The 24,482-nt window shown below is 37.3% G+C and carries 19 protein-coding genes; 13 read left to right on the top strand and 6 right to left on the bottom strand.

Going from position 1 to position 24,482, the window contains the following annotated elements; all coding sequences use genetic code 11:
- Positions 1-520 precede the first annotated feature (520 nt).
- Positions 521-1,162 carry an NAD(P)-dependent oxidoreductase gene (locus R2Q77_RS14265; protein WP_316804404.1) on the top strand — a complete coding sequence of 214 codons (642 nt, stop codon included), beginning with the start codon at positions 521-523 and terminating at the stop codon, positions 1,160-1,162.
- A 169-nt stretch (positions 1,163-1,331) separates the two neighbouring features.
- Here R2Q77_RS14265 and R2Q77_RS14260 read toward each other — a convergent pair whose 3' ends face one another.
- Complete coding sequence (locus R2Q77_RS14260; protein ID WP_316804403.1) at positions 1,332-1,538, bottom strand: hypothetical protein; 207 nt, start codon at positions 1,536-1,538, stop codon at positions 1,332-1,334.
- Between the two features lie 206 nt (positions 1,539-1,744).
- On the opposite strand from R2Q77_RS14260, the gene R2Q77_RS14255 reads away from it, so the two are divergent.
- From R2Q77_RS14255 to R2Q77_RS14240, 4 genes are all read left to right on the top strand, one after another.
- Positions 1,745-2,350: a TetR/AcrR family transcriptional regulator gene (locus R2Q77_RS14255; protein WP_316804402.1), complete on the top strand. Its 606-nt coding sequence runs from the start codon at positions 1,745-1,747 to the stop codon at positions 2,348-2,350.
- Positions 2,351-2,422: 72 nt separating this feature from the next.
- Positions 2,423-3,625, top strand: coding sequence for an efflux RND transporter periplasmic adaptor subunit (locus tag R2Q77_RS14250; RefSeq protein WP_316804401.1), 1,203 nt, complete (start codon positions 2,423-2,425; stop codon positions 3,623-3,625).
- A gap of 24 nt (positions 3,626-3,649) precedes the next feature.
- Positions 3,650-6,844 (top strand): efflux RND transporter permease subunit, encoded by a 3,195-nt coding sequence (locus R2Q77_RS14245; RefSeq protein ID WP_316804400.1) that lies wholly within the window; start codon positions 3,650-3,652, stop codon positions 6,842-6,844.
- Positions 6,831-8,240 carry a TolC family protein gene (locus R2Q77_RS14240; RefSeq protein ID WP_316804399.1) on the top strand — a complete coding sequence of 470 codons (1,410 nt, stop codon included), beginning with the start codon at positions 6,831-6,833 and terminating at the stop codon, positions 8,238-8,240. The genes R2Q77_RS14245 and R2Q77_RS14240 overlap by 14 nt, the downstream gene beginning before the upstream one ends.
- A gap of 350 nt (positions 8,241-8,590) precedes the next feature.
- On the opposite strand, the gene R2Q77_RS14235 is transcribed toward R2Q77_RS14240, so the two are convergent.
- Positions 8,591-8,788 carry a hypothetical protein gene (locus R2Q77_RS14235; RefSeq protein ID WP_316804398.1) on the bottom strand — a complete coding sequence of 66 codons (198 nt, stop codon included), beginning with the start codon at positions 8,786-8,788 and terminating at the stop codon, positions 8,591-8,593.
- A 247-nt stretch (positions 8,789-9,035) separates the two neighbouring features.
- Between R2Q77_RS14235 and R2Q77_RS14230 the strand changes: the two genes are divergently transcribed.
- Positions 9,036-9,335 carry a hypothetical protein gene (locus tag R2Q77_RS14230; protein WP_316804397.1) on the top strand — a complete coding sequence of 100 codons (300 nt, stop codon included), beginning with the start codon at positions 9,036-9,038 and terminating at the stop codon, positions 9,333-9,335.
- Between the two features lie 119 nt (positions 9,336-9,454).
- Here the strand turns inward: R2Q77_RS14230 and R2Q77_RS14225 are convergent, their stop codons facing one another.
- A complete protein-coding gene (locus tag R2Q77_RS14225) occupies positions 9,455-10,219 on the bottom strand; it encodes a hypothetical protein (RefSeq protein WP_316804396.1) in 765 nt (254 codons plus the stop codon).
- Positions 10,220-10,450: 231 nt separating this feature from the next.
- Between R2Q77_RS14225 and R2Q77_RS14220 the strand changes: the two genes are divergently transcribed.
- From R2Q77_RS14220 to R2Q77_RS14195, 7 genes are all read left to right on the top strand, one after another.
- Positions 10,451-10,849, top strand: a complete 399-nt coding sequence (locus R2Q77_RS14220; RefSeq protein WP_316804395.1) for a hypothetical protein — start codon at positions 10,451-10,453, stop codon at positions 10,847-10,849.
- A complete protein-coding gene (locus tag R2Q77_RS21050) occupies positions 10,813-11,169 on the top strand; it encodes an SLATT domain-containing protein (protein WP_410479288.1) in 357 nt (118 codons plus the stop codon). Before R2Q77_RS14220 ends, R2Q77_RS21050 begins: the two co-directional genes overlap by 37 nt.
- A gap of 66 nt (positions 11,170-11,235) precedes the next feature.
- Positions 11,236-13,572 carry a class I SAM-dependent DNA methyltransferase gene (locus R2Q77_RS14215; RefSeq protein ID WP_316804394.1) on the top strand — a complete coding sequence of 779 codons (2,337 nt, stop codon included), beginning with the start codon at positions 11,236-11,238 and terminating at the stop codon, positions 13,570-13,572.
- 3 nt (positions 13,573-13,575) lie between these two features.
- Positions 13,576-14,889 (top strand): restriction endonuclease subunit S, encoded by a 1,314-nt coding sequence (locus R2Q77_RS14210; protein WP_316804393.1) that lies wholly within the window; start codon positions 13,576-13,578, stop codon positions 14,887-14,889.
- A gap of 35 nt (positions 14,890-14,924) precedes the next feature.
- The gene (locus R2Q77_RS14205; protein ID WP_316804392.1) at positions 14,925-16,463 is read left to right on the top strand and encodes an ATP-binding protein; all 1,539 of its coding nucleotides are present in this window, start codon (positions 14,925-14,927) and stop codon (positions 16,461-16,463) included.
- 14 nt (positions 16,464-16,477) lie between these two features.
- The gene (locus R2Q77_RS14200) at positions 16,478-18,301 is read left to right on the top strand and encodes a DUF262 domain-containing HNH endonuclease family protein (RefSeq protein ID WP_316804391.1); all 1,824 of its coding nucleotides are present in this window, start codon (positions 16,478-16,480) and stop codon (positions 18,299-18,301) included.
- 33 nt (positions 18,302-18,334) lie between these two features.
- Positions 18,335-21,373 carry a type I restriction endonuclease subunit R gene (locus tag R2Q77_RS14195; RefSeq protein WP_316804390.1) on the top strand — a complete coding sequence of 1,013 codons (3,039 nt, stop codon included), beginning with the start codon at positions 18,335-18,337 and terminating at the stop codon, positions 21,371-21,373.
- Positions 21,374-21,850: 477 nt separating this feature from the next.
- Here R2Q77_RS14195 and R2Q77_RS14190 read toward each other — a convergent pair whose 3' ends face one another.
- The 3 genes from R2Q77_RS14190 to R2Q77_RS14180 form a co-directional block, all read right to left on the bottom strand.
- A complete protein-coding gene (locus R2Q77_RS14190) occupies positions 21,851-21,979 on the bottom strand; it encodes a hypothetical protein (protein WP_316804389.1) in 129 nt (42 codons plus the stop codon).
- A gap of 308 nt (positions 21,980-22,287) precedes the next feature.
- Positions 22,288-23,469 (bottom strand): Na+/H+ antiporter NhaA, encoded by a 1,182-nt coding sequence (gene nhaA, locus R2Q77_RS14185; RefSeq protein WP_316804388.1) that lies wholly within the window; start codon positions 23,467-23,469, stop codon positions 22,288-22,290.
- Between the two features lie 84 nt (positions 23,470-23,553).
- Complete coding sequence (locus R2Q77_RS14180) at positions 23,554-24,474, bottom strand: type IX secretion system membrane protein PorP/SprF (RefSeq protein ID WP_316804387.1); 921 nt, start codon at positions 24,472-24,474, stop codon at positions 23,554-23,556.
- Positions 24,475-24,482 lie beyond the last annotated feature (8 nt).

Below are 24,482 nucleotides of genomic sequence, written 5' to 3'. Positions count from 1 at the left end.
TTTTAGCATATTGAAAAGATTTCTCCACTGCGGTCGAAATGACGGTTTATCTAAAAGTTGCTGTTTAATAGCATGTGTCCTTACAGACCGTGTAGATTTATTTAATGTTACTTTCAATGGATTTAATTAAGTGATCTCGTCATTGCGAGGCACGAAGCAATCTTATGATAAAGAGTTAAATGGCTTGTACCTTAAGGTTCTTTTCATGACTCGCAATATTTACATGTTATTTTTTTGGAAAGCACTAACCCTGCTAATCGGTTTCGATAGTCCCGCTTTCCTTTCTGCTCCGATGAAAAATCGGGAGCATCCATTCAATCGGGTTTAAATTACCTGGGCTTGTTTTTCAAGTTCGCGGCTGTTTTTAATGCAAAATTTGATATTAAAAATCATTTGCATAAATTAGTGCTATTAAAATCTCTTTATAAAATATAATTCGCGCAGTATCATACTGCTATCCCGTTTATCGATCGTATAGACAGGGTTAAACTGTTATTATCTAATTTTTATAAAGAACAACATGCAAAATTTAAAAATTGCTTTAATCGGTGCCACAGGAAAAGCTGGGGCCTATATTTTAAATACACTTTTAACCCAAAACTACCAGGTAAAAGCGCTGGTCAGAAATTCCCAAAATTTAACTGTTTCTCATGCTTTGTTAACAATAGTACCTGGCGATGTGGGGGATGCTGAGGCTGTATATACCTTAATCAATGGATGTGATATTGTAATAAGCGCTTTGGGTATGGGGAATCCTGCCAGCGAAAAAACAATTTTTACGCAAGGAACAGCCAATATTATTACGGTAATGGAAACATTGGGCTTGAAACGTTATCTGGTTATAACGGGGATTAACGTAGACACCCCGTTTGATGAAAAGGATGCTAAAACGCAGTTTGCCACAAAATGGATGTATGAGCATTATCCCATTTCGACAGCCAACCGGCAAAAAGAATATGACATGCTGACTGGAAGTAAGCTCGATTGGACATTGGTGCGTTTACCGCTCATTACCCAAACGACTGAAACCACAAAAATCGCTGCAAATTTGCTGAACTGCAACGGTGATCAGATTAATGCCTCTAATTTGGCGTTGTTTATTATTGAGCAGTTAGAAAGCAAAGCGTTTGTAAAGCAGGCACCTTTTATCTGGAATAGTTAAAAAAAATCATTATGAGGCACAGCTTGGTACGGAAACGAGTAGGCTGTGTCTTGTGATGATGATCTGGATTTTGGTTGGTGAGATACCTGCTAATAGATGGAAATAGAAGATGTTAAATGGAAGATGGAATTGATTTCACGGCTCTTTTCTAATTTTTATCTTAAGTGTCTCAGGTGCTGAAAAAATAAGCGTCCAGCTTGGTGCCACCTTTTGCCTTTTCTCTGCGCAGTCCGCGGTTAAAAATAGCTGCACCAACCCAACCCAGCAAAACCTGACCGGAATGGAAAACCCACAGTGGCGGTTCTTCACCGGTATGAGGATTTGTAATAAAGAGCAGGGCAGGTATTTCAAAAAAGCTGCTGTCAGTGCTTTTCAAATTAAAAATGTCTCCCTGTCAGGTTATATTTTTTTACGAAATAAAATTCTTGTAAAAAATATTTGTCGGATAATGTGCTTTTAAATAATCTAAACGAGCTTTTTATGCTTGCGAAATTCTATTTGACAATTGAATGATTGTGGTTTCTGAAATTGGTTATACATTTGCTTAACGGTGTTAGATTATTTATCACATCGAAATTCCAAATGGGAAGCAAAGAAAGAATACTACGTTTAAAAGATGAAACCAGGACAAAAATTCTGGATGCAGCCTTGAACATTGTTCAAACAGAGGGTTGGCAGGCTTTGAGTATGCGTAAAATTGCCGATCAAATTGAATATACTGCCCCAATTATTTACGAATATTTCGCCAATAAAGAAGGTATCTTACTTGAATTAACCAGAAGAGGCTATTTAATTTTAGCTAAAGACATTAGGGCTGCCAAAGCAAAACACGAAGATCCGGAGACACAGATGGAAACAATGTGGGTAGCCTACTGGAATTTTGCCTTTGAACATAAAGAGTTTTACAAACTGATGTACGGCGTAGATATGAGCTGTTGCGAAATGCAAAAAAGCTTGCCCGAAGCTGAAGTGGTTGCTACACTGTTAGGTGATGTAATTGAAACACTTTTTGTGAAAAAGCCGGTTGATGAAGATGATATTTGCATGAAATATTATACCTATTGGTCTATCATACATGGTTTAATTTCCATTAATCTTGTTCGCCCTAACGGAAGAACAAATAATGAAATGAACCAACAAATTTTAAAAGATGCCATTAAAGGCATTACATTATCTATTAATAGTTAATTTTTTTTTACCCCTCTATTTAACAGTGTTAAATAGTTTTTACACCATTAAATCCTAATAATTTTTAATCATATGAAATCTCTACATCGCTTGCTTTCATCATTTAACGCTGTTAAACAGTTTAATAGTGTAATAGCAATTCCTGCAATTTTCCTTTTATCGATTATATTTGCTGGCTGTTCATCAAAACAGGAGCAATCTGCAGCTGCTCCACCACCGCCGTCCTTACCGGTAGCCAGTATTGTTTCTGGTAATCAAACAACCTATCAGGATTATCCGGCCTCAATAGAAGGTACAGATAATGTTGAAGTTCGTCCGCAGGTTAGCGGAACACTTGATAAAGTTTTTGTTGATGAAGGTGCTTTGGTTAGCGCCGGTCAGCCAATCTTTAAAATTAACGAGCAACCATATCGTGCTGCTTATAACAATGCAATAGCTGCGCAACACTCGGCAGAGGCTGCAGTTGTAAATTCCAATTTAGAAGTAGAGCGTTTAACGGCTTTGGTTCAGAATAAAGTAATCTCTGATTTTCAATTAAAATCGGCCAAGGCCAGTGCACAGGCTGCCAAAGCTAATGTAGAACAAGCTAAAGCAAATGTTTCTACTGCCTCAATTAATTTAGGGTATACTTTAATTAAAGCACCAGTAAGCGGTTATATTGGGAGGCTGGCTAAGAAACGCGGCAGTTTGGTTAATCCATCAGATGTTGAAGCTTTAACCCAATTATCGGATGTGCACGAAGTGCATGTTTATTTCTCCTTAGGCGAAAAGGATTTCGTGAATTTTAAAGCACAGTATCCGGGCCAAACACTTAAAGATAAAATCAAACAACTACCTGAAGTAACGCTTCTTTTAGCAGATAACACTGAATATACTAAAACCGGTAAAATTGATATCATCGACGGTCAGTTTGACAAAAATACTGGTGCCATTACATTAAGAGCTACTTTTCCTAATCCCGCTGGTTTATTAAGATCAGGCAATACCGGAAGAATTCGTTTAAGCCTTGAGCACAAAGATGCTTTAATGATACCTGGATCTGCTACGATTGAGATGCAGGATAAAGTATTTGTATTTACCGTAGGCGACAGCAGCAAGGTGAAAAAACGAGCCATAACAATTGTTGGTAAATCCGGCGAAAATTATTTGGTTAAAGACGGCGTAAAAGCTGGCGACCAGCTGGTGTTAAGCGGCATTGATAAATTACAGGAAGGCATGGTTATTCAGCCTCAAAAGGTAGCAGATAAGGTAGCTGCTGTAAAAACAAAAAAATAAGACAACAATAAAATTTAAAAAGTCATGTTTCAGAAATTTATAGAAAGGCCGGTACTTTCGACTGTTATTTCCATATTATTGGTAATAGTTGGTATACTTGGCTTAACAAAGTTGCCCTTAGAGCGCTTTCCAAATATCGCACCTCCGTCGGTATTGGTAACTGCTGTGTACCCGGGCGCTAATGCCGAAACCATTTTACGTTCGGTAACGCCATCATTGGAAGAGGCAATTAATGGAGTGGAAAACATGACATACATGACCTCCACTGCAAGTAACGATGGTACCCTGGCGGTTACCGTTTACTTTCAACAAGGTACCAACCCCGATCAGGCGGCTGTGAATGTGCAAAACCGTGTTTCGCAAGCCACAAGCCAATTACCTGCAGAGGTGGTGCAATATGGTATAACCACTACTAAACAGCAAAACAGTTTTATTGGTGCCATAGGGATTTACTCAGAAGATCCAAAAAAATACGATGCTGTTTTTGTAAATAACTATGCACAGATCAACATCATCCCCGAATTAAAAAGGATTTCGGGTGTAGGCTCTGCCAGTGTATTTGGTGGTATTAAAGATTACTCGATGCGCATTTGGTTAAATCCAAGTCAATTGGCCACTTATAAAATTACACCCAATGAAGTAATCACGGCTATTCAGGATAAAAACCTGGAAGCGGCACCAGGCAGGGTTGGAGAAAGAAGTAATGAGGCATTTGAATATGTAATTAAATACAAAGGCAAGCTTACTAAACCAGAGGAATATCAAAATATTGCCATCCGTTCAAATTCAGATGGTTCTATATTACGCTTAAAAGATGTGGCACGTGTTGAATTAGGTGCTTATAGCTATAGTAGTGTTAACCGCTTAAACGGGCATGATGGGATTACCATTGGTGTAATCCAATTATCAGGGTCTAATGCCAACGAAATCCAGATTTCGATTGACAAACTGATGGAAAAGCTATCAAAAGATTTCCCCGCCGGTATTAAATACAATCAGTTCTACCGTACCAAAACCGATCTTGATGAATCCATCAACCAGGTTGAACATACCCTTGTAGAAGCCTTTTTACTCGTATTTATCGTTGTATTTATATTCTTGCAAGATTTCAGATCTACCTTAATCCCGGCCATTGCGGTACCGGTGGCTATTATTGGTACTTTCTTTTTTATGCAGTTGTTTGGGTTCTCTGTAAACCTTTTAACCTTGTTTGCACTGGTATTGGCCATAGGTATTGTGGTAGATGATGCCATTGTGGTGGTAGAGGCGGTGCATGCCAAAATGGAGGAAGATCCTACGCTTACGCCAAAAGAGGCAACTACCCAGGCGATGAGTGAAATTACCGGGGCAATTATATCAATTACGCTGGTAATGGCGGCGGTATTTTTACCAGTGGGTTTTATGACTGGCTCAACAGGTATATTTTACAAACAGTTTGCTTTAACCATGGCTATCGCCATTATTATATCAGCTGTTAACGCCTTAACTTTAAGCCCTGCGCTGGCGGCCTTATTTTTAAAGAATAAACATGCTGATGGCCATAAAGCACCTAAAAAAGGTTTTGTAGAAAAATTTTATGCAGGCTTTAATGGTGGGTTTAATTATTTAACCAACCGCTATATTAGCGGCTTAAAAGTGCTTATCCGTAATAAATGGATTAGCATGGGTGGGCTTGCTTTAATTGTTATTGTTACCGTTTTCTTAGTAAGCAGAACAAAAACAGGTTTTATTCCTACCGAGGATCAGGGTTTTGTGGCTATTGCTGTTGCCAGTCCATCAGGAACTTCATTAGCCAATACCAATAAAATGTTAAAACAAGCTGAAGCTGAGTTAAGGGCTATGCCATCAGCACGGTTTGTAATGTCGTTGGCCGGTTATAACTTTTTAACCGCATCAAACAGTCCTTCAGCAGGTCAGATTTTCTTATTGTTAAAACCAAACGACGAAAGGGGTGCGGTAAAGAACATTGATGAAATACAAAATATAGTAAGGGCTAAAATGGCTGCCATATCTGCCGGTACTTTCTTTGTATTCAGTTTTCCAACCGTGCCGGGCTTTAGTAATGTTGAGGCCATGAACGTAATGTTACAGGATAAAACAAATGGCAGGCTGGATAAATTTAGTGGTGTAGCCAATAACTTTATCGCAAAGTTAATGGCAAAACCGGCAATTGCTTATGCTTTTACTTCTTATAAAGCAGATTATCCGCAGTTACAGTTGGATGTTAATGATGAAAAAGCAGACCAGCTGGGGGTAAGTGTTAAAGATATTTTACAAACCATGCAGACATTTTTTGGTACTGCACAGGCATCAGATTTTAACCGCTTTGGTAAATACTACCGTGTAGTGGTTCAGGCCGATGTTGCCGATAGAACTGACCCTGCAAGTATCGATCGCGTGTTTGTTAAAAACAAGGCTGGAGAAAGTGTGCCAATTAATACACTGGTTAAATTAACCCGTGTTTATGGTTCGGAAACGGCTTCGCGTTATAACCTGTTTAACTCTATTGAGGTAAACGCTATTCCTAAACCAGGCTTCAGTTCTGGTGATGCAATTAAAGCGATACAGGAAACCGCTAAAGAAGAACTGCCATCGGGCTTTGCTTTTGAATTCTCAGGCCAAACACGTGAGGAAATTTCTTCAGGTGGGCAATCCACTGTGATTTTCCTGCTTTGTTTGGTATTTGTTTACTTCCTGTTATCAGCACAGTATGAGAGTTACATTTTGCCGTTGGCGGTAATACTTTCTATCCCTACAGGTGTATTTGGTGTGTTTGTGGTATTGGGTTTAACAGGGATCGAAAATAACATTTATGTACAGGTAGCGCTGATTATGCTTATTGGACTATTGGCTAAAAACGCCATCCTTATTGTAGAGTTTGCCGTGCAGCGACGAAAGGCAGGACTTAGCTTAGTTGATTCGGCTATTGAAGCCGCCCGATTAAGGATAAGACCAATCATTATGACCTCACTTGCGTTTGTGTTTGGTTTATTCCCGATGAGTATTGCAACAGGTCCATCAGCACAGGGTAACCACTCTATTAGTATAGGTGCTGCCGGTGGTATGGTATCGGGTGTAATTCTGGGCTTATTTATTATCCCGGTATTATTTGTAATCTTCCAGTATTTACAGGAAAAGATTTCGCGTAAACCTGCCGTTGTTGTTACTTACAATGAAAATCACATTAAAGAAAATGAATTTGCTCATGAAACCGTTTAATATTATAAGCATCCTGGCCTTTGTTTTAACATTGGCGGGATGTTCAATTTCTAAAGATTTGGCTACACCTGCGGGCGTAGAACCAAAAATATTCAGAAATTCTTTCGGCAAAGATTCTTCAAGCATTGGCGATTTGCCTTTGAAAACCTTTATCACCGATCCAACTGTACAGGCGCTAATTGATACCGCCTTGCAAAAAAATTACGATATCCAGATTGCACTAAAAAATATTGATGCAGCAGAGGTATTGTTCAAACAATCCAAACTGGGTTATTTACCCGAATTAAAATTACAGGTAGCGGCTAATACCAGTCGCCCATCTGATAACAGTTTAAATGGCTTAAGCATCAGTCAGTTTACAGGCTCCAAACATATTGAAGATTATAGTGCAAATTTGGGTGTATTTTGGGAAGCCGATATTTGGGGTAAAATCCGCAATCAAAAAGCGGGCGCCTTAGCTGCTTACCTACAAACAGAGGAAGCTAAAAAGGCAGTGCAAACCCGTTTGGTAGCCAATGTTGCTGAGGGATATTATAATTTATTAATGATGGATGCACAGCTTGAAATTGCTAAGAAAAACTTAAAGCTTAACGATAGTACCATCAGAATTATTAATTTACAGTATACCGCCGGACAAGTAACTTCTTTAGCCATTCAACAGGCAGAAGCACAACAATTGGTTGCTGCACAGCTTATCCCTAAACTGGAGCAAAATGTAGCTTTACAGGAAAATGCATTAAGTGTTTTAATCGGTAAATTACCCGAAGCCATAAGCAGAAAAAACCGTTTGGATGATATGAATATCCCTACTCAATTAAGCTCGGGTTTCCCTTCTGCTTTGTTAAGCCGCAGGCCTGATATTAAAAGTGCTGAGCTGGCATTAAATATAGCCAATGCAAAAGTTGGTGTAGCAAAAGCCAGCCTTTATCCATCTTTGGTGATTACGGCCAGTGGCGGGGTTAATTCTTTTAAAGCCAGCAACTGGTTTAATGTACCGGCTTCTTTATTCGGTATGGTTTCTGGTGGGATTACACAGCCAATTTTTCAACGTGGACAGTTAAAAGCCAATTATGAAATTGCTAAAATCGATCGAGAAAAAACGGTTATCCAGTTCCGTCAATCGGTTTTAAATGCTGTTGGCGAAGTATCGGATGAATTGACAAGGGTTGAAAAATTGAAATCTCAATATAGTATAGCCGAAAAAAGATCTATCACTTTACAGCAAGCGTCGAAAAATGCCAATTTGTTATTTAGAAATGGAATGGCAAACTACCTGGAGGTAATTACTGCACAAAGTAATTTATTACAAAGCGAACTTGAATTAACATCTATTAAAACAGAGCAGTTAACCGCCGTGGTTAATTTATACCGCTCATTAGGTGGTGGCTGGCAGTAAATTGCAGAAATTCTTCATTGCGAGGTTGGGCTTGATCACGCCGAAGCAAACTTAATAGCGAGTTAGTCGTTTTACGGCTAAATCGTAGAGGCACCAAGGGCGTAAGTTCTTGGTGTTTTTTTGTTTAGGGTTTTACAACCTGCTAAGTTCTTGGAGGTTTATAAAGCGTTCGTCATTGTCTGCCTTTCCTGTCATCCTGACTATTGGGCCTTTTCTGTTACCTTGAGAATTCCGCCTTTCCTGTCATCCTGAGGTACGAAGGATCTCTTAGTATTTAGCAGTCTTGCTTACTGCCTGATAAATTTTCCATACGCTCAGGCTTGCCTCGGCTCATCGCCGCCGAGGGGCTCTTACTTTTTCCTTGATGAAAAAGTAACAAACCTGAGCGTAGCGAAAGCATGCCTGCCATAAAAAACAATAACAAAGAAGGCATAACTGAAAGGCTTGGATCTGATATCGGATAAATTCGTTAAAGCTTTAATTGCGGCAGCATCGAGGCTCTTGCCCTTGCTTTGTTCCACCGCACCCGCTTGATGCTGCTTGTGCATTGGTGATTTGAATGGAAGATGCTAAAGCTTTAACGTTTTCTCCTTCCATCACATCCTATGCTTTATAGCGTGGCGCAGAGGGGGCACTGAATGTCATCCTGAGGTACGAAGAATCTCTGCGTAAGGAGCACAAACTGCATTAACGGTTACCTTTCACATTTACAATAAATAGGTTGGCTTAGGCGCAGTCTTGCCTCGGCTCACCGCTGCTGAAGGGGTTTATACCCGATAGCTGAGTGCCAGTAGTATGACACACATTGAAGGGGCGATAATTTGTTTTTTTGATAACGACACTATATTGAATGTTAACGGAGGCAGTTTGATGGGTAACGTAACCTTGTTTATTAATAACGATGCTATATTAAATGATAACGGATACCGGTTTGATGGGAACGGAGTTTTGTTTATCAGTAACGACGTTACATTAAACGATAACGGAGACAGTTTGAGGGGTAACGGAGCCTTGTTTATCGGTAACGGCACTATATTGAACAGTAAAGGAACCAGTTTGATACTTATCAACGCCTTATTGAACAGTAACGTATAACGAATGCTTGAATGAGCATGTAGTTGAATGGAGGGATTGATTGGAATAAAAAACAGCTGCTCATTGGTATACGGCAGCTGTTAGGATTTTAGGGAAAATGGGATGATTGTTTTCATGATTTATTCCATATTGGTTCTAATTGGGATTTTGCTGATTTCCCGATACTGTGGACTACTTGTACCTAAGAGCGATTTTACATAGTTTTTAACGCCTGATGCGAGATCTGAAATTCCGGTGTTGGGTGTAAACATAATTTCGTTGCGGGCAAAACGGCTACTACTAATGGCGGTATTGGCTTCTATTACCAGGTGGTTCTTAGTGAGCATGTCGTTATAAAGGCTTTGTAATTGCTCGGTCTTTAGTTCGTTTTCGTTTGGCTTGTAATCGGGAATAACCGAAAGTTGTTTAACTACTTTGTCGAAATTATCGAGTTGACTGTCGTAACCCAGTTGCGCGCTCGAAATTGTAGCAGGAGTTTCTGTAATTGCGCTATTGCTCGCTGTTGCGCTGGCACTGCTCTCTATTGGGGCGGTTGTTTTCGATTTACTTAGCTTTACACCTTGTACTTTTCGGTTTAAACTGCTTAGGTTTTCAATTTGCTGCGGTAAAATGTTAACGGCCTTCGCTGCGCTTAATAACCTGGTATTGAGCTTTTTTAAGGGCTCAAAAGCTGCACTACGGGAATGGATTGCATTTTTTTGCTGAGCCATTTGCTCGTGTAGGCTACTTAATGCCAACCGGGCCTGGTTTAACTTATCGGTTAGGTTAGCCAGTTGGATGGCCTCGCGTGAGGGGTTGTAAATCGGGCCCAATGCCTGAACCCGGGAAATGATGTTTTCGAAGTTTGCTAAATTTTTGGCAAACCCACTGTCTGGTGTCTTCATTGCTTTTAAGTTTTAATTAGTTAGTAATCTGTTGATTGGCTTGATAACGTAAAGATTAATGACTTATTACTATTTTATTAGTTGTTTGATTAGTTTTGTTTTATTGTATTATTAAAAAGTCTTGTGAGAGGGATGTAGTTTGAGTTGTTTTTTACAATACGGTTTCCCGTATGGTAATGGAAATCATGGTGTTTAACTTAGTGAAATTCATTCATTCAATTCATCCCTACTGTGATAAAATCAATCATTACAAGCTGGAAAAAATGCAACTGGGCGAAACGTATTGCCAAACTGAAAAACAGAATACCACCTTATTTACAAAAGGATTTTGAGGTTGAACTCAATTATAAATTATGGACCACCAAGGGCGCCCGTTTTGCTGCCAGTCATAGAACTGAAACCTTACAAAGGTTATCCAGTCAATGTGTGGGCTATTTATCAGCTTACCTTATTATTGTTGGTTTAGTAAATGTTTTTGGACTTCGATTTTGGATGATTTGGCTTAGTGATAGTGAAGTGAGTTTTGCTTCTGTAGCTTTTTCCGTTTTAATATTATTGTTTAGTCAGTTCAGTTGGAAAACTCAGAGAGCTTTGTGCTCAAATCTGATCGTTATCACAATTGCGCGTTAGCTATTGCAGAATTGTATAACAAACTTCGATACGCTAAAACTTATGATAATGACGATCCAAATAAAAAAGATACGCTTTTGCAAATTAGCAACGACTATGATAAGATTTTAAAACGATGCGAAAACCACGCACCAATCGATTATTCAATGTTGCAATTAACCAAATCAGATTACTTTAAACTTTCAATTTGGAAAAAGTGGTTCATTAGAATTGAATACTATTGGCGTGTTCAATTTAAGTATCACTTATTTATGTTTGGCTCAATATTTCTTTTCTTAGCTGTTAATTTTTACAAATTGTTTTTTAGTAAAAATGCCTAGTCTGAGCCACCTAATTTTACTAATTTAGAAACTTTTCTAAAGGACTTAAATATTCCAAAAATACAAATGAATCAAGCCGTACATAATAAATTAGTTTCCTTTATCTGGTCTATTGCAGATGATTGTTTAAGAGATGTTTACGTTAGAGGGAAATACCGTGATGTAATTTTACCCATGGTTGTGCTACGCAGGTTAGATACTTTGTTAGAGCCAACTAAGGATGCTGTAATGGAAGAAGTTTCCTTTCAACACGAGGAAGCTGGCTTTACTGAATGGGACGAAAAAGGTTTGACTTTAGTAACTGGCTATGTTTTTTTTAACACCAGCCAATGGACATTGCAGCGTTTGTACAATACAGCAACGAACAACCAACAACTTTTACTAAGCAATTTTGAAGAATACCTGAACGGTTTTAGTCCCAATGTAAAAGAGATTATCGAAAAATTTAAGCTCGCCAGCCAGATACGCCATATGGCTGCTAAAGATGTGCTTTTAGATGTACTCGAAAAGTTTACTTCACCAAATATTAACTTGACGCCGTTTGAAAAGACTGATGGCAACGGGCGTAAATTGCCAGCACTTTCTAACCTGGGTATGGGCTATGTTTTTGAAGAGTTGATCCGTAAATTTAACGAAGAGAACAATGAAGAAGCAGGAGAACACTTTACTCCACGCGAGGTAATTGATTTGATGACACACCTAATTTTTGATCCTGTAAAAAACACCCTGCCACCGGTAATGACCATTTACGATCCGGCTTGTGGTAGTGGGGGAATGCTTACCGAATCGCAGAATTTTATTAAAGATGAGGAAGGTGAAATTAAGGCTAAAGGCGATATTTACTTATATGGCAAGGAAATAAACGACGAAACCTATGCCATTTGTAAATCGGATATGATGATTAAGGGCAACGACCCTGAAAATATCCGTGTGGGTTCTACACTTTCTACAGATGAGTTTGCAGGAACTTCATTCGATTTTATGCTGTCTAACCCGCCTTATGGTAAATCGTGGGCCAGCGAGCAGAAATATATTAAAGATGGTAAAGACATTATCGATAGCCGTTTTCAAATTAAACTGAAAAACTATTGGGGCGTGGAGGAGGACGCGGACGCTACACCGCGCTCGAGCGATGGGCAATTGCTGTTTTTAATGGAAATGGTAAACAAGATGAAACCATTAACACAAAGCGCTGCAGGTACGCGTATTGCTTCGGTACACAATGGCTCGAGTTTGTTTACTGGCGATGCAGGTGGTGGCGAAAGCAATATCCGCCGATATATTATAGAAAACGACTGGTTAGATGCCATTGTGCAGCTGCCCAATAACCTTTTTTACAATACGGGGATTACCACTTACATCTGGATTTTAAGTAACAATAAAGCCGCAAAAAGAAAAGGCAAAGTGCAATTAATTGATGCTGGCCAAGCTTTCCGTAAGTTGCGCAAAAACCTGGGCAATAAAAATTGCGAATTTTCACCACAGCACATTAACGATATTGTTAAGGTGTATAACCAAATGGAAGTTAAAGGTGAAGAAAGTCTAAACAGCAAAGTTTTTGACAATAACGATTTCGGTTATTATAAAGTAACCATCGAAATGCCAAAACGCCTTAAAGCGCAATTTACAGCAGAACGGATAGCCGATTTACGTTTCGATAAGAATTTAAAAGATGTAATGATTAGTTTATTTGAGCAATATGGTGAGAAGGTTTATGAAGATTTAAAGCCGTTTGCAAAAGAAATTGCCAAATGGGCCGATGCAGAAGACCTGAATTTAAACACCAAACAGTTAGCCAGCCTTACAGATAGCAAAGTTTGGCAGAAACAGCTTGACTTATTAAACCTCGCAAAAGGTTTAATGAAAACTGTTGGTACAGATGAATACCAAGACTTTAATGTTTTTCGAGAAAAAGTAGACGAAGCGGTTAAGGCTAAAAAACTAAAACTTTCTGCGTCTGAAAAGAATGCCATTCTAAATGCAGTTAGCTGGTACGATGCTGATGCCGAAAAGGTAATTAAGAAAACAGAAAAGCTTACAGGCGAAAAGCTTTCGCAACTTTGCCTAACACTGGGCTGCAAAGCCGCAGAACTAGCAGATTATGGTTATTATGCTACTGGTAAAAATAACGAATATTTAGTTTACGAAACAGAAAGCGATTTACGCGATACCGAAAATGTGCCTTTGAAGGAAAACATTCATACCTATTTTTTACGCGAAGTACAGCCTCATGTTGCCGAGGCCTGGATTAATTTAGATGCCACTAAGATTGGTTATGAAATCAGCTTTAATAAATATTTCTACCAGCACAAGCCATTACGCAGTTTAGCAGAAGTAACAGCTGATATATTAGCTTTAGAGAGAGAAAGTGATGGTTTGATACATGAGATTTTAAATTTTTAAGTGATGATTGAAATTAAAAATACCTATAAGGCCTATAAAGACTCAGGAGTGGAATGGTTGGGTGATATACCTGAGCATTGGGTGGTGAAGAAATTAAAATATCTTTTTAATGAAATTAATGAACGAAGTTTTGATGGTTCAGAGGATTTACTTTCAGTTTCGCAATATACTGGTGTTTCTAATAAAAGTGAAAAGCTAGAAGAAGGTGGAATGTTAACTAACGCTTCTTCACTTGAGGGTTACAAGAAAGTATCAAAAGATGATTTGGTTAGCAATATCATGTTGGCATGGAATGGAAGTTTAGGTTTTTCTCCTTTTGATGGAATAACAAGCCCTGCATACTCTATTTATCGATTGAAAACTAATGACGCAAATAGATATTTTCACTATTTGCTTAGAACAGAATTGTACAAGTCAGAATACAAACGAAATTCTTCTGGTGTAGTAGAAAGTAGATTGCGATTATATACAGATGATTTTTTTAGAATAGTTTCAATCTTACCTCCACAACAAGAACAAAGCGCTATTGCCAAGTTTCTTGATGATAAAACCGAAAAAATAGACCAGGCCATAAGGGTAAAACAAGAACAAATTGTTTTGTTAAAAGAACGTAGACAAGTTTTAATACACCAAGCGGTAACACGAGGTTTAGATAAAAGCGTAGGGCTAAATGATAGTGGTGTAGAATGGATTGGTGAAATACCGGAGCATTGGGAGATGAAGAAAAATGGAATGCTAAGTAGAATTATCAGAGGGGCTTCACCTAGACCAGCAGGACACCCAATGTATTTCAATGGAAATGATGTTCCTTGGATTGCTGTCGGAGATATAACAAGGGACAATGAAGTTTATTTAAAATATCCTATAAATTATCTCACTATAGCAGGAAAGAAACAAAGTAGATATATAGAAGCTGGCACTTTTGTTTTGACTAATAGTGGTGCAACATTAGGAGTTCCAAAGATAATGGGAATTTCTGGTTGTATTAATGATGGTGTTTTAGCATTTCTAGATTTGAAAGAGGATATCATAGATAAGCTTTTTTTGTATTTTTATTTTGTAACGCAAACAGAGCGATTAAGAGATGAAATGAATCAAGGTGCAACTCAACCAAATCTTAATACAAATATTGTAAAGCAATTAGCAATAGCAGTGCCACCACTCAATGAACAAAGATCTATTGTTAAAAATATTGAAAATTTAGAGCACAAAATTTATGCTGCTATTTCCCTCAAAGAAAAAGAGATAGAGAAGTTAAAGGAATATAAGGCAAGTTTAATTAATAGTGTGGTAACGGGTAAGGTGAGGGTTGGGTAAAAGAATAACAAAAATTAAATTAACGTAAACTCATAATGAAAATTAAATCTTTAAGAATACAGAATTTTAGAGGCTACAAAGATGAAACTTTTATTCAATTCGATGATTTGACTGTACTTGTTGGTAAGAATGATGTGGGCAAATCGACTGTGCTGGAAGCGCTTGATGTTTTTTTTAATGATGGTAAAGGTGTCGTCAAATTAGATAAAGATGATATTAACAAAGCTGCAATAAATAGCGGGGATAATGTGATCACAATAGCTGTTACATTTCAAAATCTACCATTAACTGTGGTAATAGATACAAGTAATGAAACTACCCTTGCAGGAGAATATCTACTAAATAATGATGGTGATCTGGAAATCATTAAGAGATATCCTAACGCAGGCACAGCAAAAGTTTTTATAAAGGCAAATCATCCTACCCATGCAGAATGTTCTGATTTACTGTTAGCAAAAAATGCTGAGCTGAAAAAAACATTAAAAAACTTTGAGATTGAGTGCGAAAACCAAACAGCGAATGCTATAATACGTAAAGCGATTTGGGAAAAATTTGCTGACGAATTAGCATTAGCTGAAGTAGAGTTAGATGTAACTAAAGGTGAAACCAAAGATATCTGGGAAAAGTTACAATCCTATTTGCCTTTTTACATACTATTTCAATCTGATAGAAAAAATAGCGATAATGACAGCGAAGTGCAAGATCCTCTTAAAAAAGCAGTTGCACAAATTTTAGCTGACACAGAAATCTCTACTATGCTTGACGAGGTGGCTCAAAGAGTGTCCATAAGATTAAAAGAAGTGTCAGATAGTACATTGCTGAAACTGCAAGAGATGCATCCAGAGTTAGCTTCCTCATTAAACCCAGTAATTCCAGCGTCAAGCGCTCTAAAATGGAATGACGTATTCAAATCGGTATCCATAAGTGGGGATGAAAATATTCCAATTAATAAACGAGGCAGTGGTGTTAAAAGATTGATATTACTCAATTTTTTTAGAGCAGAAGCAGAACGAAGATTAACAAATAGTGATACAAATTCAATTATTTATGCGATTGAAGAACCGGAAACCTCACAGCATACCGATCATCAAAAAATATTAATTAAGGCATTTAGAGAGTTGGCTGCAGCTCCAAATACTCAAGTATTAATGACTACCCACAGTTCAACTGTTGTAAAGGGATTAAGTTTTGAGCATATTAGACTTGTAGCAATTAATGCTGCCGGAAATAAATGTATTGATAGCATTGAACCTAATCAACTTCCTTATCCCTCGTTAAATGAAATTAACTATATCGCCTTTAAAGATTTAACGGAAGAATATCATAATGAATTATATGGTTTTATTGAAGCCGAAGGTTTATTAATAGATTACAGAAATGGAAAGGACTTGATTGCCTATAATAAGATTAGACGGGGCGGAGTTGTAGCTCCTGAACAGATTATATTAACTGAATATATTCGCCACCAAATTCATCATCCAGAGAACACCAATAATACACGATACTCTTTCGAACAATTGACAGAGTCTGTTGATTTGATGAGGAATTTTATTTTAAATCAAAACAACAATTAAATTAGAAAATAATTATGCAAGTTAAAGCTGACGTTAAAAGCATTGTAGAGTTAAAAGACTATTATTTTGTAGTTCCGGATTATCAACGTGAATATGTTTGGAAAGCGGATGATCAGGTGGAACAGTTTTTAATAGATATAGAAAATGAGTATAATCCAGTAAGTGATAAGCAAGCAAGTTATTTTATCGGTTCCATCATCATTGTAGAAAATGAAAATAAGTTTGATGTAATAGATGGACAACAACGATTAACCACAATTATTTTGTCGCTTATTGCTTTTAGAGATTTATTAAAGTCTGTTAAAGATGAATTGGATTACGTAGGAGAAGAATATTTAAAATCTATCGAGGCATTATTGTTTTCGTTCGATTTAAAGTCAAAGAAAAAAACAATAAGACTTGATTTACAATATGAGGAAAGTAGGGGGTATTTAATAAAGCTTATTGAAAATGAATCTTTTGAAGAGATGAAAACGCCATCTATATTAAAAATGGAGTCAGCACATCAAAAAGTAAAACAATATGCTCAAAACTTGTTGATCGGAAGCATAGATACATTATTACATTATGTAAGTTATTTTTTAACACAAATAGAATTAGTAGTTATTAAATCAGAAAATCTAAGTAGTGCTTTAAAAATATTCGAAACTATTAACCAGAGAGGTTCAGGATTAAATGCCATGGATTTGGTGAAAAACCTGCTGTTCAGTCAAGCTAATGAAGATGATTTTCAGAAGATTAAAAATATTTGGAAAGAAATTATTATTCATTTGCAGAATTGTAGAGAAGATGGAAACCCACTACGCTTCTTAAGATATTTTGTGATTGCCCGTTACCACAATCAGATCATTCGAGAAGATGAAATATATAAATGGTTTATTTCTCCAGAAGGAAAATCTGCCTTGCAATATGAAAAAAATCCGGTTAGAGTAGCCAGTGAATTAAATAAAATGGCAAAACGCTATTCTGATTTAGTGATAGCAACAGAATTGGTAAAAGATGGTGGTCAATACCCTTGTGTAACCAATATTGGTTTTGTAAATAAGTATCGTTCTCGCCAGCATTTGATTTTACTTTTAGCTCTAGATGAGTATGCACCAATAGATGTGATTGAGTTTTTAGCCAAGCAATTAGAGAGCTTCTTTTTTTATTCGATTACATTAAGTATACAAGCAAAGTATAATGAGAATAACTTTACTAAATGGGCAGGGAAATTAAGAGGAAGAAAAACTATTGATGAGATAAAACTAGTAGTTGAGGAGGAACTTATACCCTATGTAACCGAAAGGTTAGCTGATTTTAAGAATAGATTTTCAACAATAACCCATGGACATTATAGTCCCACTTATAGAGAGAGATATATTCTTGGGAAAATAGAAAATACAATTCGTTCTAAATGTAATTTGCCACTGCAAGGGAATGATTTTATTGGTGGTTTGCAAATAGAACATATATTGCCACAGACACCTAAAAATGATATTATTCCAGTTGAATTTGTTGATAGATCCGAGTATCAAAATTATGTTTACAGGTTTGGTAACACAACCTTACTTGAAGGAATGATTAACCAAGCAGTTAATAATTTTAACGATATGATAAATGGCTGGTTTGATAAAAAGCAATCTGAGTATGCTAACTCGGATATTATTTCTACTAAATTAATTGACAAAGACTTTCAAATTGGCGCTCACACCGCACTTAATAAATTTAAATCAGATTACGAATTTAAATTTGATGTTTGGGATAAAAAGGCGATTGAAAAAAGGCAGTCATTATTACTGGAGCTGATCTTTGAAAGTTGGACTTTGAATGGAAAGAATTTAAATAAGTTGAATTAAAATTTTGTCATTATTACACAAATAATATAACGAATGCCTTCACAAACTAACGAACAAGCCTTAGAATCTGCTATTGAAAAACATCTTGCTGGTATTAACTTAGAAGAACTAAGAGAAAATGGTCAGAATTTTGCACAGGTTAATGAACCCAACAGTCTATATAGATCGGCTAAGCATTATTACATTGGCAATACGAAAGATTTTAACGCAAAATTTGCTATTGATGAGGTACGTTTCTGGCATTTTTTGGAAGCTACACAAGCCGAGGAATTAGCCAAACTACAAAAACAGGGTGATTGGAAGTTAAAGATTCTGGAGCGTTTTGATCGTTTAGTGAAGAAGTATGGCATTTTGAGAATCTTTAGAAAAGGTTTAGATGTAGATGATGCCCATTTCGATCTGTTTTATGTTTTGCCTTTAACCAGCAGTGGCGAAAAGGTAAAACAAAATTTTAAAGCTAATGAGTTTAGTGTAACGAGGCAATTGCGCTATTCGCAAGCAAATCCATTAGATGAAATAGATATGGTACTGTTTATTAATGGTATTCCATTTTCTACTATGGAGTTAAAGAACCATTGGACAGGGCAGAATGCTAAAGTACATGGGCAAAGTCAATATAAGTTTAAGCGAGATATTACGCAGCCCTTATTGAACTTTGGCCGGTGTGTGGTACACTTTGCTGTAGATACTGATGAAGTTTACATGACCACTAAGTTAGATGGAGCGAATACTTTCTTTTTGCCCTTTAACTTGGGTAACAATCATGGAAAGGGTAATCCACCAAATGCTTTCGGGCATAAAACCACTTATTTATGGGATGAGGTATTAACTAAAGAAAGTGTTGCCAATATTCTGCAGCACTTTGTTAGGTTCGATGGAAAAGATACCGATCCATTAAATAGTAAAACATTATACTTTCCACGCTACCACCAAATGGATGTAGTGCGGCGTTTGGTTAAGGATGCCAGTGAAAAAGGTATAGGTCAAACTTATTTAATACAACATTCTGCTGGTTCAGGTAAATCAAACTCCATCACCTGGGCGGCTTATCAATTGATAGAAGTTTATCCGGAAAGTGATGATTTACCGGGTAGCAAAGGCAAAGGTAATCCGCTTTTCGATTCGGTAATTGTGGTAACCGATAGGCGTTTGCTGGATAAACAATTGCGAGAAAATATTAAGGAATTCTCAGAGGTTAAAAATATTATTGCACCGGCTTATACTTCTGCAGAGTTAAAAAGCAGTTTAGAAAGCGGCAAGAAAATCATCATTACCACGATTCAAAAATTCCCGTTTATTGTTAATGGTATAGCCGATTTAAGCGACAAGCGTTTTGCAGTAATTATTGATGAAGCACATAGCAGCCAGGGTGGTTCTGCAGCCGATAACTTAAATAGGGCAATGGGCGCCTCGGCCATAGAAGAAGTAGAAGATGCCCAAGATAAAATATTAGAGGCCATGCGAGGGCGTAAAATGAGAGATAATGCTTCTTATTTGGCTTTTACTGCTACCCCTAAAAACAATACTTTAGAAAAATTTGGTGTAGAAAAAACTGATGGATCATTTGAGCCTTTTCATCTCTATTCGATGAAACAGGCTATTGAAGAAGAATTTATTTTAGATGTTTTAGCCAACTATACCACTTACAGAAGTTATTACGAGATTGAAAAATCGATAGAGGATAATCCGCTTTTCGACTCCACTAAGGCACAAAAGAAGTTACGGGCTTTTGTAGAGCGACATCCGGAGACGATTGCTACCAAAGCAGAAATCATGGTTGATCACTTTGTAACCAAGATTGTAAATACTAAAAAGCTGAAAGGTAAAGCAAAGGCAATGGTGGTTACGCAAAGCATTGAATCGGCTATTCGATATTACCAGGCTATTAATAAGATACTTGCTGATAAAGGAAAGCCTTTTAAAGTGACTATTGCTTTTTCTGGAAAGAAAATGATGGATGGAGTAGAGTATTCGGAAGATGGTTTGAACGGATTCCCGGAGAAAGATACCAGAGACAAATTTAACGAAGATGATTACCGTATTTTGGTTGTGGCCAATAAATACCTTACAGGTTTCGATCAGCCGAAGCTTAGCGCTATGTATGTGGATAAGAAATTAACCGGGGTGTTGGCGGTTCAGGCATTATCGAGGTTAAATAGATCAGCTAATAAATTAGGCAAGAAAACAGAAGACTTATTTATTCTTGATTTTTTCAATTCAATAGATGAAATTAAAGAGGCATTCGATCCTTTCTATACTTCTACCACATTAAGTGAAGCCACGGATGTAAATGTTTTGCATGAGCTTAAAGCAATGCTAGATGATGTTGGTGTGTATGAGTGGGTAGAGGTTGAGGGTTTTGTAGAAAAGTATTTTAATGGTGTAAATGCACAATTACTAAGCCCGATTGTTGATTTTGCTGCCCAAAGGTTTAATATATCTCTGGAGCTTGAGGATACTGAAAAAGCTGATTTTAAAATTAAAGCGAAGCAGTTTGTTAAAATTTATGGGCAAATGGCTTCTATTTTAGATTATGAAATGGCTAAATGGGAGAAATTGTTTTGGTTTTTGAAGTTCTTAATCCCAAAATTGATTGTTCTTGATCCGAGTAATCAAATAGATGAATTGCTTAACTCAGTAGATTTATCAACCTATGGGTTGGAACGCGTTAAATTAAATGCCTCGATTGGTTTAGATGATAGTGAAACAATTCTTGATCCACAAAATGCCAATCCAAGAGGTGTTCCGGGTGGTGGAGAAGAAATTGATCCTTTGGATTTAATTATCAATAGTTTTAACGAGCGTTTTTTTCAAGGCTGGGAAGCTACTCCGGAAGATCAGCGGGTAAAGTTTATTGCTTTAGGAAAGTATATTCAGGCTCATCCCGATTTTCAGTCTAAAGTTGTGGATAATGCAGATATCCATACTACTAATTTAGCCTTTAAAAAGATATTGGATGAGGTGATGTCTAAACAAAGAAAAAATGAACTCGACTTGTATCGGCTATACGCTAAAGATGAAGCATTTTATCAAGCATTTTTTGATACAATGAAAAGAATGGTTGGTGTATAAGAGGAATGCGTACCGAATAAGGTCTTGCACTCTAGGGTAATAATTTAGGTAACGAGGTTTACTATTTTTACTAAATGAATGGTTAATGAAAGTTCATAGAAATATAAAGCCCAATCACCACTAATTGGGCTTTATATTTTTATAGTTATTTATTTTTCAATGTCTCCACTTTTTCTCTTTCACTCGCCAATAATCGTTCGTATAATTCTACAATTTTTTCAATGATATTAAAGGTCGGCTGATAGTTTAGGTACGAAGGATCTCTTAATGCTTCTCGTACTAATGTTTGTTTTGCTTAATCCCTAATAAATTTTCCATACGCTTAGGCTTGCCTCGGCTCATCGCCGCCGAGGGGCTCTTACTTTTTCCTTGATGAAAAAGTAACAAACCTGAGCGTAGCGAAAGCATGCCTGCCATAAAAAACAACAACAAAGAAGGCATAACTGAAAGGCTTGGATTTGATGTCGGATAAATTCGTTAAAGCTTTAATTGCAGCAGCATCGAGGCTCTTGCCTTTGCTTTGTTCCAACGCACCCGCTTGATGCTGCCTTGTGCAGTGGTGATTTGAATGGAAGATGCTAAAGCTTTAACGTTTTCTCCTTCCATCACATCCTATGCCGGATAGCATGGCGCTGAGGGCATAATAGATTGCTTCGGCTCGCTTTTGCCCAGCCTCGCAAAGACGATTGTTTAGTACTTTGGTGTTATAAAACGTTCGTCATTGCGAACAGAAGCGTGGTTTGTGATGAGGCGTGAAGCAATCTTATTTGCAAGTAGAATTATTATTGTTTTTATTTGGTGAAAACGTAATAGATTGCTTCGGCTCGCTATTGCCCAGCCTCGCCATGGCGATTGCGCATAAACTCCGTGCTTTGTTTCCTTAAATGCTTAAGTTGGTGAGCAACGCGCAGGGCTTATTCCTCTGTTTGTACTGCGGTTACCGGAGAAGCTTTAACCGATTTTAAAAATAAAAAGCCAACCACACCTGATAAGATTGAGGCCGTTAAAATGGCAAATTTAGCTTCCAAAATGTGCAATTCGTCGCTATAGGATAAAAGGGCTATAAAAATAGACATGGTAAAGCCAATACCGGCCAGCATGCCTAAGCCTAATATATGTTTCCAGCCGGCACCAGATGGTAAATTGGCAAATTTAAATTTTACGGCCAGCCAGCTAAAAAAGGTTACACCAATGGTTTTGCCTGCAAAAAGGCCCACAACTATTCCTAACCCCAGTGGGGAAAATAAGCCTGAAATCATTTCTTTTTGGAAGGTGATATTGGTATTTGCCAGCGCAAAAATGGGCATAATGAGGTAGTTAACCGGAACGGTTAAAAAATGTTCGAGTTTCTCTAATGGCGATTCTACATCGGTTTCGTTGGTTGGAATGGTAAAAGCCAATAACACGCCGGCAATAGTGGCATGGATACCCGAATGATGGATGAAATACCAAAGTAAAATACCGGGAATGATGTAGAAAAATAGGTTTTTTACCCCAAAATAATTCATCAGTCCAAGGATAAGCATTATGCCTGCCGCCATTAATAAATAATCGTAATGGATTTGGTTGGTATAAAAAATGGCGATCACTAAAATGGCGCCCAAATCATCGACAATAGCAAGGGCAGCCAAAAATATTTTTAAGCTTGTGGGTACACTTTTGCCCAGCATGGCTATAATGGCTAAGGCAAAGGCAATATCGGTAGCCATTGGAATGCCCCAGCCCGAAGCGCTTTGTGTACCTTTATTAAATAAAAAATAGATAGAGGCAGGTACAAGCATTCCGCCCAATGCGGCAATAACAGGTAAAGATGCTTTCTTTAAAGAGGATAATTCTCCTTCTAATAATTCACGTTTAATTTCCAGGCCTACTAAAAGAAAAAAGATAGCCATTAATGCGTCATTAATCCACGCTAAAATGGAATAGTTAACGGCACCAAAACCTAATTTAGTTTGTAAAAAGGCTTCAAAACTATCTTTAGATGCTGTATTGGCAATTAAGAGAGACATGGCAACACAAATTAACAGGAGGAAACCACCAATTTGCCCTGAACGAAAAAATCTTTGAAATACCTCTAAATTGATCAGTTTTGCCATAATTGTAAAAATAACAAAAAGGAGTGGGTAGGCAATAAAAAAGCGGGTTAATCTTTCAAATAACCCGCTTTATTTTTAAAAAAATTATGGTTTCTTCCGGAGGTTTAACCTAACGCTGATTTCGAAATCTCCATCGGTATAGCCACTTATGGCAGAGGTTGCCGTGTTGTAGTAGGCCATAAAATATAAAGTAGATTTGTAATTCATTCCAAAACCTACTGTTGCATTTTCTGTACTGTGGTACATGGCCATTAGGTATAATTTATCGTTAGCAAAAGTGGCATTTACTCCTGCATCCCATAAATTATCGTAATTTTTAATCCCTCTAAACACACCTTTGGGCTCTAAACTTATACCATTTATTCCATTGCCAAAATTAAACTTATAGCTTACTGCCGAATAAAATACAGGTTTATCGGCGTAATTCAAATCATCTTTTCTAAAAACAGATCTCATATTTGGAACTGCTCCTTCAATGCTTAATCCGTTTGAAGTATAAGAAATCCCGAAATCGCCATCCAGGTAATAACCACGATCGTTAAAACGGGCAATTGATGGATCGTTTAAATCACTGTTTCTAATGCTGCTTAAATCGAGTTTATCCTGACTTGCACCAAAAGAAACACCAAAATTTAATTGTTGGTCTTCGTTATTTAAAGGCAGGTGATAGGCAAATGTTCCAACGGCTTTAGTGCGCTGTATTCCACCCGCTTTTTCGTTGTAGATGTTTACTCCCCAGCCCACCTTGTTTAATTGCTGATCTAAAGTTATGCTCTGTGTAATTGGAGCACCCGGAATGTTAGACCATTGTTTGCGAAAACTTCCGTTGATGTTAAAACCTTCGCTTATACCGGCCATAGATGGATTAACCAGGTACCTGTTTTGGAAGTATTGCCCATTTAATGGAAGGATTTGCGCTTTTGCTGTATTAAATAAAAATATCGTTGTTGCAAATAAGACTGTTACACGAGTCGCTTGCTTTATGTTTTTTGTAATTGCTTTCATGTCTCTGT

Source organism: Pedobacter nototheniae (assembly GCF_032678625.1).
Lineage (GTDB): Bacteria > Bacteroidota > Bacteroidia > Sphingobacteriales > Sphingobacteriaceae > Pedobacter > Pedobacter nototheniae_A.
Note: the sequence above shows the minus strand (reverse complement) of the source record. Positions and strands in the feature narration are given on the sequence as shown.

Bases quoted from the DNA above. Each gene is read 5' to 3' on its own strand.
- R2Q77_RS14230 (WP_316804397.1), top strand. From the start codon at position 9,036: ATGACACACATTGAAGGGGCGATAATTTGTTTTTTTGATAACGACACT.
- R2Q77_RS14240 (WP_316804399.1), top strand. From the start codon at position 6,831: ATGAAACCGTTTAATATTATAAGCATCCTGGCCTTTGTTTTAACATTG.
- R2Q77_RS14245 (WP_316804400.1), top strand. From the start codon at position 3,650: ATGTTTCAGAAATTTATAGAAAGGCCGGTACTTTCGACTGTTATTTCC.
- R2Q77_RS14195 (WP_316804390.1), top strand. From the start codon at position 18,335: ATGCCTTCACAAACTAACGAACAAGCCTTAGAATCTGCTATTGAAAAA.
- R2Q77_RS14180 (WP_316804387.1), bottom strand. From the start codon at position 24,474: ATGAAAGCAATTACAAAAAACATAAAGCAAGCGACTCGTGTAACAGTC.
- R2Q77_RS14235 (WP_316804398.1), bottom strand. From the start codon at position 8,788: ATGCACAAGCAGCATCAAGCGGGTGCGGTGGAACAAAGCAAGGGCAAG.
- R2Q77_RS14200 (WP_316804391.1), top strand. From the start codon at position 16,478: ATGCAAGTTAAAGCTGACGTTAAAAGCATTGTAGAGTTAAAAGACTAT.
- R2Q77_RS14250 (WP_316804401.1), top strand. From the start codon at position 2,423: ATGAAATCTCTACATCGCTTGCTTTCATCATTTAACGCTGTTAAACAG.
- R2Q77_RS14210 (WP_316804393.1), top strand. From the start codon at position 13,576: ATGATTGAAATTAAAAATACCTATAAGGCCTATAAAGACTCAGGAGTG.
- R2Q77_RS14225 (WP_316804396.1), bottom strand. From the start codon at position 10,219: ATGAAGACACCAGACAGTGGGTTTGCCAAAAATTTAGCAAACTTCGAA.
- R2Q77_RS14255 (WP_316804402.1), top strand. From the start codon at position 1,745: ATGGGAAGCAAAGAAAGAATACTACGTTTAAAAGATGAAACCAGGACA.
- nhaA (WP_316804388.1), bottom strand. From the start codon at position 23,469: ATGGCAAAACTGATCAATTTAGAGGTATTTCAAAGATTTTTTCGTTCA.
- R2Q77_RS14215 (WP_316804394.1), top strand. From the start codon at position 11,236: ATGAATCAAGCCGTACATAATAAATTAGTTTCCTTTATCTGGTCTATT.
- R2Q77_RS14190 (WP_316804389.1), bottom strand. From the start codon at position 21,979: ATGGAAGGAGAAAACGTTAAAGCTTTAGCATCTTCCATTCAAATCACC.
- R2Q77_RS14265 (WP_316804404.1), top strand. From the start codon at position 521: ATGCAAAATTTAAAAATTGCTTTAATCGGTGCCACAGGAAAAGCTGGG.
- R2Q77_RS14205 (WP_316804392.1), top strand. From the start codon at position 14,925: ATGAAAATTAAATCTTTAAGAATACAGAATTTTAGAGGCTACAAAGAT.